The organism is Sodalis sp. (in: enterobacteria) (genome assembly GCF_051710625.1).
Lineage (GTDB): Bacteria > Pseudomonadota > Gammaproteobacteria > Enterobacterales > Enterobacteriaceae > JBPESN01.
In genome coordinates this window covers 18502-34949 of the sequence record NZ_JBPESN010000021.1, presented here as the reverse complement: position 1 = coordinate 34949, position 16448 = coordinate 18502, and the positions used below count along the sequence as shown (strand labels likewise).

The 16448-nt window shown below is 57.6% G+C and carries 17 protein-coding genes and 4 pseudogenes; 10 read left to right on the top strand and 11 right to left on the bottom strand.

Annotation, left to right across the window (positions count from 1 at the left end; genetic code table 11):
- The 7 genes and pseudogenes from ACTBDU_RS07750 to ACTBDU_RS07720 all read left to right on the top strand — a co-directional run.
- The coding region (locus ACTBDU_RS07750; RefSeq protein ID WP_438806079.1) for an integrase core domain-containing protein at positions 1–326 on the top strand (326 nt) is incomplete at its 5' end.
- A 93-nt stretch (positions 327–419) separates the two neighbouring features.
- Positions 420–928: pseudogene (gene gltB, locus ACTBDU_RS07745) on the top strand (glutamate synthase large subunit); the annotation flags it as partial.
- Positions 902–1255, top strand: coding sequence for a glutamate synthase central domain-containing protein (locus ACTBDU_RS07740; protein ID WP_438806082.1), 354 nt, complete (start codon positions 902–904; stop codon positions 1253–1255). The pseudogene gltB and the gene ACTBDU_RS07740, both read left to right, overlap by 27 nt.
- Positions 1252–1811, top strand: a pseudogene (locus ACTBDU_RS07735) (glutamate synthase central domain-containing protein). Before ACTBDU_RS07740 ends, ACTBDU_RS07735 begins: the two are co-directional and overlap by 4 nt.
- Positions 1811–3190 carry a glutamate synthase-related protein gene (locus ACTBDU_RS07730; RefSeq protein WP_438806078.1) on the top strand — a complete coding sequence of 460 codons (1380 nt, stop codon included), beginning with the start codon at positions 1811–1813 and terminating at the stop codon, positions 3188–3190. Before ACTBDU_RS07735 ends, ACTBDU_RS07730 begins: the two are co-directional and overlap by 1 nt.
- A 10-nt stretch (positions 3191–3200) precedes the next feature.
- Positions 3201–3347 (top strand): hypothetical protein, encoded by a 147-nt coding sequence (locus tag ACTBDU_RS07725; protein WP_438806077.1) that lies wholly within the window; start codon positions 3201–3203, stop codon positions 3345–3347.
- 277 nt (positions 3348–3624) lie between these two features.
- A pseudogene (locus ACTBDU_RS07720) lies at positions 3625–5025 on the top strand (FAD-dependent oxidoreductase).
- Between the two features lie 130 nt (positions 5026–5155).
- Here the strand turns inward: ACTBDU_RS07720 and sspB are convergent.
- From sspB to zapE, 5 genes and pseudogenes are all read right to left on the bottom strand, one after another.
- A complete protein-coding gene (sspB, locus tag ACTBDU_RS07715; protein WP_438806076.1) occupies positions 5156–5656 on the bottom strand; it encodes a ClpXP protease specificity-enhancing factor in 501 nt (166 codons plus the stop codon).
- A gap of 4 nt (positions 5657–5660) precedes the next feature.
- Complete coding sequence (gene sspA / locus ACTBDU_RS07710) at positions 5661–6302, bottom strand: stringent starvation protein SspA (protein WP_438806075.1); 642 nt, start codon at positions 6300–6302, stop codon at positions 5661–5663.
- A 325-nt stretch (positions 6303–6627) separates the two neighbouring features.
- Entirely contained in the window at positions 6628–7020 is a 393-nt protein-coding gene (rpsI, locus tag ACTBDU_RS07705) for a 30S ribosomal protein S9 (RefSeq protein WP_438806074.1), read from the bottom strand.
- A gap of 15 nt (positions 7021–7035) precedes the next feature.
- On the bottom strand, positions 7036–7464 hold the full coding sequence (gene rplM, locus ACTBDU_RS07700) for a 50S ribosomal protein L13 (protein WP_438806073.1): 429 nt from the start codon (positions 7462–7464) through the stop codon (positions 7036–7038).
- A 213-nt stretch (positions 7465–7677) separates the two neighbouring features.
- Positions 7678–8698 (bottom strand): annotated as a pseudogene (zapE, locus tag ACTBDU_RS07695) (cell division protein ZapE).
- A gap of 214 nt (positions 8699–8912) precedes the next feature.
- Here zapE and zapG point away from each other — a divergent pair.
- From zapG to degS, 3 genes are all read left to right on the top strand, one after another.
- Positions 8913–9317, top strand: a complete 405-nt coding sequence (zapG, locus tag ACTBDU_RS07690) for a Z-ring associated protein ZapG (RefSeq protein ID WP_438806072.1) — start codon at positions 8913–8915, stop codon at positions 9315–9317.
- A gap of 147 nt (positions 9318–9464) precedes the next feature.
- On the top strand, positions 9465–10835 hold the full coding sequence (gene degQ, locus ACTBDU_RS07685; protein ID WP_438806071.1) for a serine endoprotease DegQ: 1371 nt from the start codon (positions 9465–9467) through the stop codon (positions 10833–10835).
- Positions 10836–10921: 86 nt separating this feature from the next.
- On the top strand, positions 10922–11986 hold the full coding sequence (gene degS / locus ACTBDU_RS07680) for an outer membrane-stress sensor serine endopeptidase DegS (protein WP_438806070.1): 1065 nt from the start codon (positions 10922–10924) through the stop codon (positions 11984–11986).
- 155 nt (positions 11987–12141) lie between these two features.
- Here the strand turns inward: degS and murA are convergent, their stop codons facing one another.
- From murA to mlaE, 6 genes are all read right to left on the bottom strand, one after another.
- The gene (gene murA / locus ACTBDU_RS07675; RefSeq protein ID WP_438806069.1) at positions 12142–13401 is read right to left on the bottom strand and encodes a UDP-N-acetylglucosamine 1-carboxyvinyltransferase; all 1260 of its coding nucleotides are present in this window, start codon (positions 13399–13401) and stop codon (positions 12142–12144) included.
- Between the two features lie 53 nt (positions 13402–13454).
- Positions 13455–13709, bottom strand: a complete 255-nt coding sequence (gene ibaG, locus ACTBDU_RS07670) for a BolA family iron metabolism protein IbaG (RefSeq protein ID WP_438806068.1) — start codon at positions 13707–13709, stop codon at positions 13455–13457.
- Positions 13710–14004: 295 nt separating this feature from the next.
- On the bottom strand, positions 14005–14313 hold the full coding sequence (gene mlaB / locus ACTBDU_RS07665) for a lipid asymmetry maintenance protein MlaB (RefSeq protein WP_438806067.1): 309 nt from the start codon (positions 14311–14313) through the stop codon (positions 14005–14007).
- Complete coding sequence (gene mlaC, locus ACTBDU_RS07660; protein ID WP_438806066.1) at positions 14306–14941, bottom strand: phospholipid-binding protein MlaC; 636 nt, start codon at positions 14939–14941, stop codon at positions 14306–14308. Before mlaC ends, mlaB begins: the two co-directional genes overlap by 8 nt.
- Positions 14942–15082: 141 nt before the next feature.
- The gene (mlaD, locus tag ACTBDU_RS07655; RefSeq protein WP_438806065.1) at positions 15083–15658 is read right to left on the bottom strand and encodes an outer membrane lipid asymmetry maintenance protein MlaD; all 576 of its coding nucleotides are present in this window, start codon (positions 15656–15658) and stop codon (positions 15083–15085) included.
- A gap of 4 nt (positions 15659–15662) precedes the next feature.
- Positions 15663–16445, bottom strand: coding sequence for a lipid asymmetry maintenance ABC transporter permease subunit MlaE (mlaE, locus tag ACTBDU_RS07650; protein ID WP_438806064.1), 783 nt, complete (start codon positions 16443–16445; stop codon positions 15663–15665).
- Between the last annotated feature and the right edge of the window lie 3 nt (positions 16446–16448).

Here is a 16448-nt window from a genome sequence, read left to right as displayed (position 1 = left end):
TGGCATGGGAAACGCGTGGTAAACCAGCCGGAGTGATGTTCCACAGCGATCAGGGTAGCCACTATACGAGCAGGCAGTTCCGACAGTTGCTGTGGCGTTACCGGATCAAACAAAGCATGAGTCAGCGGGGTAACTGTTGGGATAACAGTCCGATGGAGCGCTTCTTCAGAAGTCTGAAAAACGAGTGGATACCGGTAACGGGCTACATAAGCTTCAGCGAAGCAGCTCATGAAATTACCGACTATATCGTGGGATATTACAGCGCACTCAGGCCGCATGAATATAACGGTGGGTTACCGCCAAACGAATCAGAAAATAGACACTAGAAAAATGCTAACGCGGTAGCCAGTTTTAGTTGACCACTACACTTTTCGACCAATACTGTCCCGCGGTGGCTGCTGGCCTAGCCGTTCCGCTATCTGGCCCATAACGGCGAAATCAATACTATTACCGGTAACCGGCAATGGGGGCGCGCGCCTACAAACTGAAAACGCCGTTGAGCCCCGATTTGCAGGAATCCGCGCCGTTTATCAATGAAACCGGCGCGGATTCCAGTTCGCTGAATAATATGCTGGAACTGTTTTTAAGCGGCGGGATGGATCTCATCCGCGCCATGCGCCTGCTGGTGCCGCCCGCCTGGCAGAACAACCCCAACATGGATGCGGAGCTGCGCGCTATCTTCGATTTTAACTCGATGCATATGGAGCCTTGGGACGGTCCGGCAGGCCTGCTGATGTCCGACGGCCGCTTCGCCGCCTGTAACCTTGATCGCAACAGCCTGCGTCCGGCACGCTCCGTCATTACGACGGATAAGCTTATCACATGCGCCTCCGAGATTGGCATATGGGATTACCAGCCGGACGAAGTAGTGGAAAAAGGCCGCGGCGGGTCCGGGGAATTGATGGTGATAGACACCACCAGCGGGCGCATTCTGCATTCGGCGGAAACCGATAACGATCTGAAAAGCCGCCACCCGTACAAAGAGTGGATGGAGCGCAATGTGCGCCACCTGACGCCGTTCGAGGATCTGCCGGACGACCAGGTCGGGTTCCGCGCGCTGGATAATGATCTGCTTGGCAGCTACCAAAAACAGTTTGGCTATACCTTTAAAGAACTTGACGTTAGCGTCCGCGTGCTGGGGGAAAACGGTCAGGAAGCTACCGGCTCCATGGGGGACGATACACCGTTTGCCGCGCTCTCCAGCCGGGGCCGCGGGTTATTTATGACTATTTCCGCCAGCAGTGCGCCCAGGTGACCAACCCGCCTATCGACTCGCTGCGCGAGGCCCACGTGATGTCGTTGGCCACCTGTATCGGTCGCGAAATGAATGTCTTTAGCGAAGCGGAAGGCCATGCGTACCGGCTGGCGTTCAAATCGCCGATATTACTGTATTCCGATCTCACCCAGCTCACCACCCAGGCCAGCGATCATTACCGCGCCAATAAACTGGATATCACCTTTGAGCCGGCGCTGGCGAGTCTGCATGACACCTTGCTGAGCTTGTGCGACCGCGCCGAAGAAATGGTGCGCCAGGGCACGGTGCTGCTGGTGCTGACCGACCGGGCTATCGCGCCGGGCCGCATACCGGTACCGGCGCCGATGGCGGTGGGCGCCATCCATACCCCCTGGTGGAAAAAAACCTGCGCTGCGATACCAACCTGATCGTGGAAACCGCCAGCGCCCGCGATCCGCATCACTTTGTGGTGCTGCTGGGCTTTGGCGCCACCGCGATTTATCCGTTCCTGGCTTATGAAAGCCTGGCCGGCATGGTAGATATAATGGCACCATCAATAAAGATTACCGCACGGTGATGCTGAACTTTCGCAACGGCATCAATAAGGGGCTGTACAAGATCATGTCCAAAATGGGCATTTCAACCGTCGCCTCATACCGTTGCTCGAAGCTGTTCGAGGCGGTCGGCCTGCATCGCGATCTGACCGATCTGTGCTTCCAGGGCGTGGTCAGCCGCATCGGCGGCGCCAGCTTTAGCGATTTCGAGCTTGATTTACTGAACCTGTCAAAACGGGCCTGGCTGAAGCGCAAAGTGCTCGATCAGGGCGGGCTGCTTAAATATGTCCACGACGGCGAATACCACGCCTATAATCCCGATGTCGTGAGCACTCTGCAACAGGCGGTGCGCAGCGGCGGGAGGCGGGACTATCAACAGTATGCCGATCTGGTCAATCAGCGCCCGGTCGCGACGCTGCGGGATCTGCTGCAATTAAAACCCAATGGCCAGGCGGTGGCGGTGGATCAGGTAGAGCCGGCGGAGCATCTGTATAAGCGATTCGATACCACCGCCATGTCCATCGGCGCACTCAGCCCGGAGGCCCATGAGTCGCTGGCCCAGGCGATGAACGGGCTGGGCGGCTTCTCCAACTCCGGCGAGGGCGGTGAAGATCCTGCCCGTTACCGTACCGATAAAGTGTCGCGGATCAAACAGCTGGCGTCCGGCCGCTTCGGCGTGACGCCAGCTTATCTGGTCAATGCCGACGTCATTCAGATCAAGGCGGCGCAGGGCGCCAAGCCCGGCGAAGGCGGCCAGCTACCGGGGGATAAAGTCACCCCCTACATCGCGCGCCTGCGTTATTCGGTGCCCGGCGTCACGCTGATTTCTCCGCCGCCGCATTACAATATCTACTCGATAGAAGATCTGGCGCAACTGATATTCGACCTCAAACAGGTCAATGCCAAGGCGCTGATTTCGGTCAAGCTGGTGTCCAAACCCGGTGTCGGCACCATCGCCACAGGCGTGGCCAAAGCCTACGCGGATTTAATTACCATCGCCGGCTACGACGGCGGTACCGGCGCCAGCCCGCTCTCCTCGGTAAAATACGCCGGCTCGCCCTGGGAATTGGGTCTGGTGGAGACGCAGCAAGCGCTGGTGGCTAACGGACTACGCCATAAAATTCGCCTGCAGGTGGACGGCGGCCTCAAAACCGGACAGGACATCATCAAGGCGGCCATCCTCGGTGCTGAAAGCTTCGGTTTCGGCACCGGACCGATGGTGGCGCTGGGCTGCAAATATCTGCGCATTTGCCACCTCAATAACTGCGCCACCGGGGTTGTTGCGACCCAGGACGAAAAGCGGCGCCGCGATCATTACCACGGGCTGCCGGAACGCGTGACGAATCATTTCCACTTTATCGCGCAGGAAACCTGCGAAATCATGGCGGAGCTGGGCCGGTGAGCGTTTCACGGTGCGTAACTCCGGCGCTATCACGGTGGTGGAAGGCGTGGGCGACAACGGCTGCGAATACATGACCGGCGGCATTGTGTGCGTGCTAGGCCCGTACCGGCGTCAACTTCGGTGCGTGCATGACCAACGTTTTTGCTTATGTGCTTGATGAGCATGGCGATTTCAGCAAACGTGTGAATCCGGAGCTGGTGGAAGTGCTAGCCGTGGCGGATTTGGCCATTCACGAAGAGCATCTGCGCGGGCTGATTACCGAGCACGTTTATTTGACCGGCTCGCACCGCGGCGAGGAGCTGCTGGCCGATCAGCCAGCCTGGGCGGGTCGCTTCGCGCTGACGAAATCAAAACCGAGCGATGTGAAAGCGTTGTTGGCCACCGCAGCGGCTCCGCGGCAGAATTGCGCGTGCAAGCGCAGTAAGAGGTTAATGATGAGTCAAAATGTCTATCAATTTATTGACCTCCAGCGTGTGGATCCGCCGAAAAAGCCGCTGAAGGTGCGTAAAATTGAATTTGTGAAAATCTACGAGCCGTTCTCCGACTCGTAGTCCAAAGCGCAGGCGGACCGCTGTCTCTCCTGCGGCAACCCTTACTGTGAATGGAAATATCCGGTACATAACTACATTCTTAATTGGCTTAAGCTTGCCAACGAGCGACGGATTATCGAAGCAGCCGAACTATCCCAACAGACCAACAGTCTGCCGGAAGTGTGCGGCCGGGTTTGCCCGCAGGCCCGCCTGTGCGAGGGCTCCTGCACACTGAACGATGAATTCGGCGCCGTCACCATCGGTAATATCGAGCGTTATACTAACGATAAAGCCATCGAGATAGGCTGGAAACCGAGCATCGCCAACGTCGTTCCCACCGGCAAGCGGGTGGCGATTGTCGGTGCCAATCCCGGTCCCACGGGACTGGCCTGTGCTGATGTTCTGGCGCGCAACGGCGTGCAGGCGGTTATCTTTGACCGTCATCCGGAAATCAGCGGTCTGCTGACTTTCGGTATCCCCGCCTTTAAGCTTGAGAAAGAGGTGATGATAAAGCGCCGCGAGATCTTCAGCGATATGGGCATCGAGTTCCGTCTGAATACCAAAATCAGTAAAGATGTGCAGCTCAGCGATTTGCTGGGGGAATACGATGCGGTCTTCCTGGGCGGCGGCACTTATCAATCCATGCGCGGCAGGCTGGATAACGAGAATGCTCCCGGCGCATACGACGCCTTGCCGTTTCTGGTCGCCAATACCCGCGAGCTGATGGGCTTTGGTAATCCCGACGACGCGCCCTACGTGAACATGAGCGGCAAGCGCGTGGCGGGTGCTGGGCGGCGGCGATACCCTGATGGACTCCGGCCGCACCTCGATTCGCCACGGCGCCAGCCGGGTTATCATCGCCTATCGCTGCGATGAGGAAAACATGCCGAGCTCGCGCCGGGAAGTGAAGAACTCGCGCGAGGAAAGGGTGGAATTCATGTTCAATCTACAGCCGGTGAGCATCGAAGTGGGTGCCGATGGCCGGGTTTGCGGTGTGAAGATAGTGCGTACCGCCATGGGCGCTCCGGATGCCCATGGCCGTCGCCGCGCCGAAATCGTCGCAGGCTCCGAGCATATCGTTGATGCCGATGCGGTGGTCGTTGCCTTCGGCCTCCGCCCGCCCGCGATGAGCTGGACAGTCAGGGCCGGATCATGACGCCGGAAAACGGCGCGGCCCCCTTCCAGACCAGCAATCCAAAAATCTTCGCCGGCGGAGCCGCGGTACGCGGCTCCGATCTGGTGCTCACCGCCATTGCTAAAGGGCGAAAAGCGGCTGAAGGCATTATGCATTATCTGGAAGTGTAAACGCCTTCCTCTGCGTTGAGTCGAGAAAAAAGCCGCCCCGGCGATGCCGGGTGCGACTTTTGCATGTATAGGGTATGGCTCGGGCAGCGTTTCGTCTGCGGCGGACCACGCACCCGGCCGCCGCGGGTGCTTACTTCACCACGCGTAATGATGGCCGGCCACCGCTGCGCGGCGGTGGCGGCTCGTCCTCGGGATCGCCAGCCTGCGCATTATCCGGCCGGGCGCCATCGATCACCGACATGACGGTCTCCGTTGCCGGCTCTTCAGCACTGTCATCGTCCGCCCGCGTCAGCTGCTCGTAGGCCACCTCAGGCTCGAACATGGTACCGGCACCGTTTTCACGGGCATAGACTGCCAGTACGGCCGCCATCGGCACTACTACTTGCCGCGGCACGCCGCCGCCAAAGCGGGCATTGAACTGCACGTCGTCGTTGCCCAGCGTCAGATTCGTCACGGCGCGCGGTGCGATATTCAGCACGATTTGCCCGTCGCGGGCAAATTCCATCGGCATCATCACGCCATCCACGGTGACATCCGCCACCAGATGCGGCGTTAGCTGATTATCAAGCAACCATTCATAAAAAGCCCGCAGCAGGTATGGCCGGCGCGGCGAAAGCTGAGTCACCTCCATCCCATTACTCCCGCGTCTGCAGGCGCATTTCGCGCTCGGCTTCGGTCAGCGAGGCCAGGAAGGCATCGCGTCCAAATACGCGCGTCATATACCCTTTCAGCTCCTTGGCGCCCACGCCGGCCAGTTCAATACCCAGCTGCGGTAAACGCCACAGCAGCGGCGCCAGGTAGCAATCCACCAGGCTGAACTCCTCGCTCATGAAGAAAGGCGCTTCATTAAATACCGGCGCCACGGCCAGCAGTTCCTCACGGAGTTGCCGACAAGCGTTGTCCACTTCGCTGCCGCTGCTTTGCTCGATTTTGCGCATCAGCGTATACCAATCGTTCTCGATGCGGTGCATCATCAGGCGGCTGGTGCCGCGCGCTACCGGATAGACCGGCATCAGCGGCGGATGCGGGAACCGTTCATCAATGTATTCCATGATAATGCGGGATTCGTAAAGCGTCAGTTCGCGATCGACCAGCGTCGGCACAGTGCGGTAAGGATTAAGGTCAATCAGGTCCTGCGGCAGATTATCCATCTCAACCTGCTCAATTTCGACACTCACCCCTTTTTCCGCCAGCACGATACGCACTTGATGGCTGAAAATGTCAGTCGTGCCGGAAAACAGCGTCATCACCGAACGTTTGTTGGCAGCGACAGCCATGAAAACCTCCAAGTTTATTGAGAAAATACCGCGAATGACCCTAACCCAGGGTTATTTTCCTGATTTGTCTGCCGTTGACCCGTAGCCACTTTGCCCGCTGCAACCGGAGCCGGAAAGCTTGCAGCCGGTAAACAAAACGCCAGCCAAGTAAACAGGCATATCAGCGTTGGCTAGTTTATCAGATTTTGCCTGCTTTGTGGGGCACGATATGGCAAATCAGCGTGAATAACTGGTTGCGGTTGATATTGCAGACGGGGTCAGGACGCGATAAATAAAAAAAGCCCGGACGGGTCCGGGCTTTTCGCTGCAGTGAAAACTGCGGGAATTAACGTTTGGAGAACTGCGGACGACTGCGTGCTTTACGCAGACCGACTTTCTTACGTTCAACCTGACGGGCGTCACGGGTAACGAAACCGCCTTTGCGCAGATCCGCGCGCAGCGTTTTGTCATATTCCATCAGCGCACGGGTAATACCGTGGCGAATGGCGCCTGCCTGACCGGAGATGCCGCCACCCTTGACGGTGATGTACAGGTCCACTTTGCCCAGCATGTCGACCAGCTCCAGCGGCTGACGAACCACCATGCGGGCGGTTTCACGACCGAAGTACTGATCCAGACTACGCTGGTTAATAACCATGCTGCCGCTGCCCGCCTTAACGAAGACGCGAGCGGAAGAGCTTTTACGGCGACCAGTGCCGTAATATTGACCTTCAGGCATTGCCTATAATCCCAATTAAATGTCCAGAACTTGCGGTTGTTGTGCCGCGTGGTTGTGCTCGGTACCGGCGTAAACTTTCAGTTTACGGAACATAACACGACCCAGCGGGCCTTTTGGCAGCATGCCTTTAACCGCGATTTCAATCACACGCTCAGGGCGGCGGGCAATCATCTCTTCAAAGGTCGCTTGTTTGATACCACCGACGTGGCCGGTGTAGTGATAGTAGATCTTGTCGTTACACTTGTTGCCGCTAACGGCCACTTTGTCAGCGTTCAGAACGATAAGATAATCACCAGTATCCACATGCGGCGTATATTCCGCTTTATGCTTGCCACGCAGACGGCGAGCCAATTCGGTAGCAAGACGGCCAAGGGTTTTCCCTTCGGCGTCGACAACATACCAGTTACGTTTGACCGTTTCTGCTTTTGCTGTAAAAGTTTTCATGTAAGAGCTTACCCAATTTAAGTTACACATTGGTGAAAACCCAAACTCTTTAATGAACAGTTATGAGGCTCACACAGCTTTCAGTCCAGCAAACTTACCCCTTCGAGTAGCCGTTGCTGGCACAATTGAAGTTTTGGGAAAAAACCTCAATGTAACGTGGGGTCGCAAGATTATAGAGAAGTCGTCCGCAAAGATCGACCCTTTTTTACATCATCAAGGCTGATGCGCCAGTCTGAGGTACTCCTCGCTCTGCATTTCCTGCAAACGCGACAGGTAGCGCTGATACTCGAAGCGCAGCAGCTGTTCCCTGATACAACGCCGACATCGGCACGCTGGCGCCGACCACTAGCTTGACGTGCCGTTCGTAAAACTCATCCACCAGCGCCAAAAAAAGCGGCGGGCGGTATTCTCCTGATCGCCGCCCATCGGCTGCACATTATGCAGCAGAACGCTGTGGAAGCGTTCTGAGAGAACGATATAGTCGTTTTGGCTGCGCGCACCGCCGCATAACTCGGCGAAATCCAACGCCACCACGCCATCAATCACGCCTAAAGTCGGCAGCGGGCGATGATTGATTTCCAGCGCCGGCGCATCGCCGTCCAGGGCGAGATGTTTCCCCGCCAGAGCGCAAAACATCTGCGCCATCGCCCGGTCGGTCTCGTTGCCGCGGGGGGTGAGCCACAAATTGGCCTGCGTCAGGGTACGCAGGCGCTAATCAATGCCGGCATCCACATTCATGACAGCGCAGTGGGGTTTTATTAATTCGATAGCCGGCAGAAAACGCGCGCGCTGCAGACCGTTGCGGTAAAGATCATCCGGCGGAATGTTCGAGGTCGCCACAAGCGTAACCCCGCGCGCAAACAGCGCCTGCATCGGCGTGCCAAGCAGCATCGCGTCGGTAATATCGGTCACGAAGAATTCATCGAAACAGAGTACGTCGATCTCAGCCTTGAAGCCGTCGGCAATGATCTCCAGCGATCCGCAGTTTACGCTCGCCGGGCAGGCTGCGGTAAAATAAATCCATCAGCCAGGTCTTGCCTCTGCCCACCCCGCCCCACATATATAAACCCGGGACCGGTTCGTCGGTTGCCCACTCGCTTTTGCCTAGCCATTTTTTGCCCGGCCGGCCGAGCAGGCCCGATGGGACGCAGGCGGCGGCCTGGACGTCATCGGACTGATATACCTCTTGCGCCAGCATCTGCTGGTAAAGGGACAACGGCGAAGTGGCTTGCATGTGGCTGACATTTCCTGAATGAAAATGAAAGGTTAAAAAAAACGGGTGCCACACATCCTAAACAGCGGCGCGGCCGAACACAACAGCCCGGCCCCCCAGCTGGTAACCCGTCGTCACACTCTCCGGTTCCACTGATGGCGCGTTACCGGTTATAGTGAAGCTAATTGTGTATTAAACACCCTACGGGACAACGAAGTCAAAAATAGGAGTCATTATGACCTGGGAATATGCGCTGATCGGATTGATAGTGGGCATAATTATCGGTGCGGTCGCTATGCGTTTCGGTAATCGTAAGCTGCGTCAGCAGCAAACGCTTCAGCACGAACTGGAAAAAAGCAAAACCGAGCTGGACGAGTATCGCGAAGAGTTGACCAGCCATTCCGCCCGCAGCGCAGAATTGCTGGACAACATGGCCGACGATTACCGTCAGCTCTGTCAGCATATGGCCAAGAGTTCCAATAGCTCGCTGCCGGATCAGCGCAGCGAAGATAATCCGTTCCGCTATCGCCTCACCGAAGCGGAAGCGGACAACGACCAAATCCCGGCGGAAATGCAGCCGCGTGATTATCCGGAAAGGGCCAGCGGCTTGCTGCGCACGACGCGCGGCTTGCACAAATAGCGATCACGCCCCGTGACGGCGCCGGCATCGGCGCGCCCACAGGCTGAACTTTTCCCCGCCCGGCAGGGTCATAATGGCGATTATGATGCCGTCACCGGGTGCCTGGACCAGGGTATCTGGTACGAAAACGAGCGAGTTAAGGTTACAATGAAAACGACACCACTCTTCAGCGCACTGGCACTCAGCATCGGGCTAAGCCTGATTCCTTTTTCGGCGCCGCAGGCGGCGCTGCCGGTCGAAGTGGCGGGGCAATCCATGCCAAGCCTGGCGCCCATGCTGACTAAAGTTCTGCCAGCGGTAGTAAGCGTTCACGTCGAAGGCTCCCAACCGGTCCGACGTCCCGCGCTGCCCAAGGAGTTCAAATACTTCTTCGGGCCCGACACCCCGGGCGGCAACGTTGGATCGCGCCCATTTGAAGGGTTGGGTTCGGGGGTCATCATCAACGCCGCAAAAGGTTATGTGATTACCAATAATCACGTGGTCAACGGCGCAGACAAGATTAAAGTGCAGCTTAATGACGGCCGTGAATTCGATGTTAAACTGGTCGGGCACGATGAGCAGACCGATCTGGCGCTGTTGCAGTTGCCTACGCCAAAAAACCTCAGCGAGGTGACCATGGCCGACTCCGATACCCTGAAAGTCGGCGATTTTGCCGTCGCGGTGGGCAACCCGTTCGGTCTCGGCCAGACCGCCACGTCCGGTATTGTTTCCGCTCTGGGCCGCAGCGGCTTCAATCTGGAAGGCCTGGAAAACTTCATCCAGACCGACGCGTCCATTAACCGCGGCAATTCCGGCGGCGCGCTGGTCAATCTCAACGGCGAGCTGATTGGTATCAATACCGCCATTCTGGCGCCGGGCGGCGGTAACATCGGTATCGGTTTTGCTATCCCCAGCAATATCGTCAAAAACTTGAGTCAGCAATTAATTGAATATGGCGAAGTCAAACGCGGCCAATTGGGCATCAAAGGCACCGAGCTAACCGCCGATATTGCCAAAGCCTTCAATATTGATGCTCAGCGTGGCGCCTTCGTCAGCGAGGTGCTGCCGAATTCCGCTGCCGCCAAAGCCGGTATCAAAGCCGGTGATATCATTGTTTCGGTGGAAGGCAAGCCGATTCAGAGTTTCGCCGAACTGCGGGTCAAGGTCGGTACTACCGCACCCGGTAAAACCGTCAAGCTTGGCCTGCTGCGCAACGGCAAAGCGCAAACGGCCTCGGTGGTCCTGAATGACAGCGCATCCGCCACCACCAGCGAAGAGATCCTCACGCCGGCGCTGCAGGGAGCTTCCCTCAGCAATGGTTTGCTGAAAGACGGCACCAAGGGCGTTCAGGTGGAGGAAGTGGTAAAAGACTCCCCCGCCGCCGCAATCGGTCTGCAAAAGGGCGATGTTATTGTCGGTCTGAACCGCGAACGGGTACAAAGCGTCGCGCAGCTGCGTAAAGTGCTGGAGGCCAAACCGGCGGTCATGGCGCTGAATATCGTGCGCGGCGACGCGAGTATTTTCCTGTTATTGCGCTAAGCATTTAAAAAAACGGACGCCGGCGCTGCGGTGTCCGTTTAACTCGTGCTATCCTGCCGCTATTTTCCACTACCCCTGCGAGTCCCATGCTCCTAAAGTTGCTTCGTGCTGTGATAATCGGTTTCATTGTCGCAGCCCTGTTGCTGGTACTGGTGCCTATGCTTCGCTCCACGACCGGCCAGTTATTGCACCCCGCCGCTAATAGCGATAGCGAACAGCCCGTCAGTTACAACCAGGGGGTGCGCCGCGCCGCGCCGGCTGTGGTCTATGTCTATAACCGCAGCATGAACAGCAGCGCCCACAATCAGCTGGAAATCCGCACGCTGGGCTCTGGCGTGATTATGAATCAGAAAGGCTATTTGCTGACCAACAAACATGTCATCAACGATGCCGAGCAGATCATCGTCGCACTGCAGGATGGCCAGGTCTATGAAGCGCTGCTGATCGGTTCGGACAGCCTGACCGATCTGGCGGTGCTGAAAATCGACGCCAGCAATCTGCCGGTGATTTCCATCAATCCCAACCGGCAGCCTCACATCGGCGATGTCGTCATGGCCATCGGTAATCCCTATAATTTGGGACAAACCATAACCCAAGGCATTATCAGCGCCACCGGCCGCATCGGCCTTAGCCCCTCCGGGCGGCAGAATTTTCTGCAGACCGACGCGTCCATCAATCACGGCAACTCCGGCGGCGCGCTGATTAACACGCTGGGCGAACTGGTGGGGATCAATACCCTATCGTTCGATAAGAGCAACAACGGCGAAACGCCGGAAGGTATCGGTTTTGCCATTCCTAGCGCGCTGGCCACCAAGGTGATGAACAAGTTGATTCGCGATGGTCGGGTGATCCGCGGTTACATCGGTATCGGGGGCCGTGAAGTGGCGCCCATGCATAATGGCGGCTGCCTCGATCGCATTCAGGGCATCATCGTCAACGAAGTGACCCCCGGCGGCCCGGCGTCGCAAGTCGGCATTCAGGTGGAGGATGTCATCCTGAGCGTCAACCACAAGCCGGCCATCTCCCCCATTGAAACGATGGATCAGGTGGCGGAAATCCGTCCCGGCTCACGCATACCGGTCGAGATCCTGCGTAACGGCAAGAAATTGACGGTGGCAATCTCCATTCAGGAGTACCCGGCTTCAAATTAACATCCCGCGTTCGCGACCGTGCTGTTGCGGTCGCGACAGGACTGCGTGGCTCGCAGCGCACTGCGCCCGCCGGATACGGCGGGCGACAAGCGGCTTACGGCCGTGCCGGCCCCGCCAAACTGCGCGCGCCCGTGAGCAAAACGGCGAGCGCGGCTCTATTCCCCGCTGATCCGTTCGATATTAGCGCCCATACGCCGCAATTTTTCCTCGATGCAGTCATAACCGCGATCGATATGATAAATGCGGTCCACCACCGTTACACCCTCGGCGATGCAGCCGGCCAGCACCAGGCTGGCGGAGGCGCGCAAATCGGTCGCCATCACCTGTGCCCCCGATAACGTCTCAACGCCGTGGCAGATAACGGTATTACTTTCGATTTCCGCATGTGCCCCCATCCGAATCAGTTCGGGGACGTGCATGAAACGGTTCTCAAAGATGGTCTCGGTGATGACGCCGGTCCCGTCGGCTACCAGATTAAGCAGACTGAACTGCGCCTGCATATCGGTAGGAAAACCAGGATGCGGGGCGGTACGCACCGTAACCGCCTTTGGCCGCTGACCGTGCATATCCAGGCTTATCCAGTCGTCGCCGACGGCGATATCCGCGCCCGCTTCGCGCAGCTTAGCCAGTACGGCATCCAGTGTATTGGGGCGGGTGGCATGACACACCACGCGGCCGCGGGAGATAGCCGCCGCCACCAGAAATGTGCCGGTCTCGATGCGATCGGGCAACACGCGATAAACACCACCGCCGAGCCGCTCGACCCCTTCGATGGTAATTTTATCGGTACCGGCGCCGCTAATCTTCGCGCCCAGCGTAATGAGGAAATTGGCGGTGTCGACAATTTCTGGCTCGCGGGCGGCGTTTTCGATGATGGTGGTGCCGGTCGCCAGTGTCGCCGCGCTCATGATCGTTACCGTGGCGCCGACGCTCACTTTATCCATGATAATATGCGCGCCGCGCAAACGGCCGTCCACCGAAACTTTGACGTAACCCTCTTCCAGCTTGATGGTGGCGCCCAGCTGCTCCAGGCCGCTGATATGTAAATCCACAGGACGCGCGCCGATAGCGCAGCCGCCCGGCAAAGAGACCTGCCCTTGGCCGAAACGCGCCACCAGCGGCCCCAGCGCCCAAATCGACGCACGCATGGTTTTCACCAGCTCATAGGGCGCGCAGTAAACGTCAACGTCGCTGGCGTCCACATGCACCGATCCATTCCGTTCCACTCTGGCACCGAGCTGGCCAAGCAGTTTCATGGTGGTGTCGATGTCTTTTAACTTGGGAACGTTTTGAATCTCCACCAATTCTTCCGCCAGCAACGCGGCGAACAAAATCGGCAGCGCGGCATTTTTGGCACCCGAAATAGTGATTTCGCCGCTTAACCGGGTAGGACCCTGGACACTAAATTTATCCATTACGACTGCTCTCTGTAGTTCACGGGAAGGCTGTTAACCGCCAGGGTTAACATTTAAAAACCGTTCAGCTTGCGATCGCGCTGCCACTCATCGGGGGTGTAGGCTTTGATCGATAAGGCGTGGATGCTGTTATCCGAAATATATTCCATCAGCGGCGCATATATCGTTTGCTGTTTTTTTACCCGGCTCATGCCGGCGAACTGCTCGCTGACCGCAATAACCTGAAAATGGCTGCCGTCGCCGCTTACGTGAGCTGCGTCCAGCGCCAGGGCTTTCATCAGCACCGCTTTGATTTCACTTGTTTCCATATAAAGTCTTTCTTTTCAGGGTCGGGAATCAGACCGCTATCTTAGAGGAATCCGCCGCGCTCGGGAACAGGAAAAGCAATTAACCGTGATTCTTTTACGTCGCTCCGGCCACGGCGACACCAGAGTTCATGATGACGGCAGATTAAGGTACCGGCAACACGACGCGACACGCGGTCAAGCCATCGGGCGCGACGTGCGCCAAAAAAAGCAGGGGCAAGCATAACGGTACCGGTGACACCGGCGGAGTGACGCTACCCCCTGTCACCGCAGCGCGCAAGGCGCCGGGGGTAATGGATCAGGTGTCCGCAGTCGCCATACAGGGCAGGATCGCCTGCAGCTTGTATAGCGCGATAAGCGTGCGCAGCCTATCGGTGACGCCGGTAAGCGCAAGCGTAGCGCTCCGCTGCTGCTGATAATGGTAAAAATGCAGCATAAGCGCCACGCCGGCGGAATCGACGCGCCGCAGGTTGGAGACATCCAGGAACCGGATACCTTCCAGCAATGGCTGCCGGTGCTGCCAGAGCGTCAGCAACGTGTCGCGATCCAGCTCTCCGTGCAGGATTAATGTTTGCCCTTGCGCATACCAGCTTAATTCCTCAGCCATTACGCTGCTTATCCAGGGTAATCGGCGTTCTGGCGGCGGCCTGCAATTGCTGCGTCAGCCCATCAATGCCCTTAGTGCGCAACGTGGAGGCCCACTCGTTTTGCTTGGTGGTAATCATACTGACCCCTTCGGCGATCATGTCGTAGGCCTGCCAGTTGCCGGAGACGCTGTTTTTACGCCACTGAAAATCAAGGCGCACCGGCGGCTGGCCGCCCTGATCGATAATCGTCACGCGAATAGCCATAATCGTGGCGTCACCGAGCGGTTTCTCCTGCGCGATCTGATAGGTCTGGTTGCTGTAAAGCGCCAGCGCCTGGCCGTAAGCCTGTTCCAGATAGTCCTGGAACGCTTTGAAATACGCGTCGCGCTGCGCCGGCGTGGCTTCACGATAATAGCGCCCCAGCACCAGCGCGCCAGCGTATTTCACCTGCACATAAGGAAGCAGCTCTTCTCGCACCACGGTGCGCAGGTAGTTGGGATCCTGATGAATTTTGCCCTGTTCATTTTTCAGGCGAGTAAAGGTCTTGCTCGCCGCATCACTCATCAAACGATAAGGATTGCTCTGATCGGCAGCCTGTGTCAGCGGAGCAATCGCCAACAGCGCCACCATGAATAAACGTTTAAGCATGCATTTCTCCTGTTAGGGTTACACCGCCTCACGGGTCAGAACAACCGGGTGGCGACGCTGAAGACAGCCGCGCATTGCCCGGTACCAATAATAAGGCGCCGGACGGCCGGCGCTAACGCCTTTCCGGCCGCGGGGACCCTCCTACTGTCTGGCGCCCGCACCGCCGTTGCCGCGGCTCTGGCCCGCGCCGGGTCCATTGCCGCTATCGGCGCCATTAGCCTGGCCCTCGCCGGCAGCATTATTGTCACCGCTGCCGCTCTTGTAGAGGAACTGACCAATCAGGTCCTCCAGCAGGATAGCCGATTTGGTATCCTGGATAACACCGCCGTCTTTCAGTATCGAGGTGTTCATTTCCGAATCATCGAAACCGATATTCAGCGCCAGGTATTGTTCCCCCAACAGGCCCGAGGTACAGATCGCCAGGGAACTGGTATCGGGTATATGATTATAGGTCTGTTCGATGTCCATGGTGACTTTCGGCGTATAGGTTTTAGGATCGAGGGTAATATCCGCGACCCGGCCGATAACGACCCCGCCGACCCGCACCGGCGATCGCACTTTAAGACCGCCGATATTGTCGAAAGAAGCGCTGATCCGATAAGTTGCCGCATTACTCACCAAACGGATATCCGCCACCTTCAGGCAAAGAAACACGATGGCGCAGAGGGCAATAATCATAAACGCGCCGACCCAGATTTCACTTTTTTTGGTTTGCATTCACTTAGTTCCCAAACATCAGTGCCGTCAGCGCAAAATCCAATCCCAACACTGCCAGCGAAGCGTAGACCACCGTGCGAGTGGTTGCGCGGCTGATCCCCTCGGAGGTCGGGATCGCGTCGTAACCATTAAACAGCGCAATCCAGGTGACGCTGATAGCGAAAACCACACTCTTGATGACACAGCTTACCAAATCTTGCCGCCAGTCCACGGCGCCTTGCATTGCAGACCAGAAGAAGCAGCTGTCGATTCCTTTCCATTCGACGCCGACCACGGCGCCGCCCCAGATACCGACCGCAATGAAAATCGCCGTCAACAGCGGCATACTGATAACGCCGGCCCAAAAACGCGGCGCCACCACCCGGCGCAGCGGATCCACCGCCATCATCTCCAGACTGGAAAGCTGCTCGGTAGCCTTCATCAAGCCTATTTCGGCGGTAAGCGCAGAACCCGCCCGGCCGGCAAACAGCAGTGCGGCCACCACCGGCCCTAGCTCGCGCAACAGCGATAGCGCGACCAGCATTCCCAGGCTGGACTCCGCGCTGTAGGTGGTGAGAATGATGTAGCCCTGCAATCCCAGTACCATACCGATAAACAGGCCAGACACCATAATAATCACCAGCGATAATACGCCGACGCCGTAAAGTTGTTTGACCAGTGGCGGCCATTGTTCGCGCAGCGCCGGTTTATTTATCAGCGCGTTGAACAACATGACACCGGCCCGGCCAAAACCGTGGCAGATGTTGATCCCCCGGCGTCCGAAGGACGCGATTGCTTCTCGTACCATGAC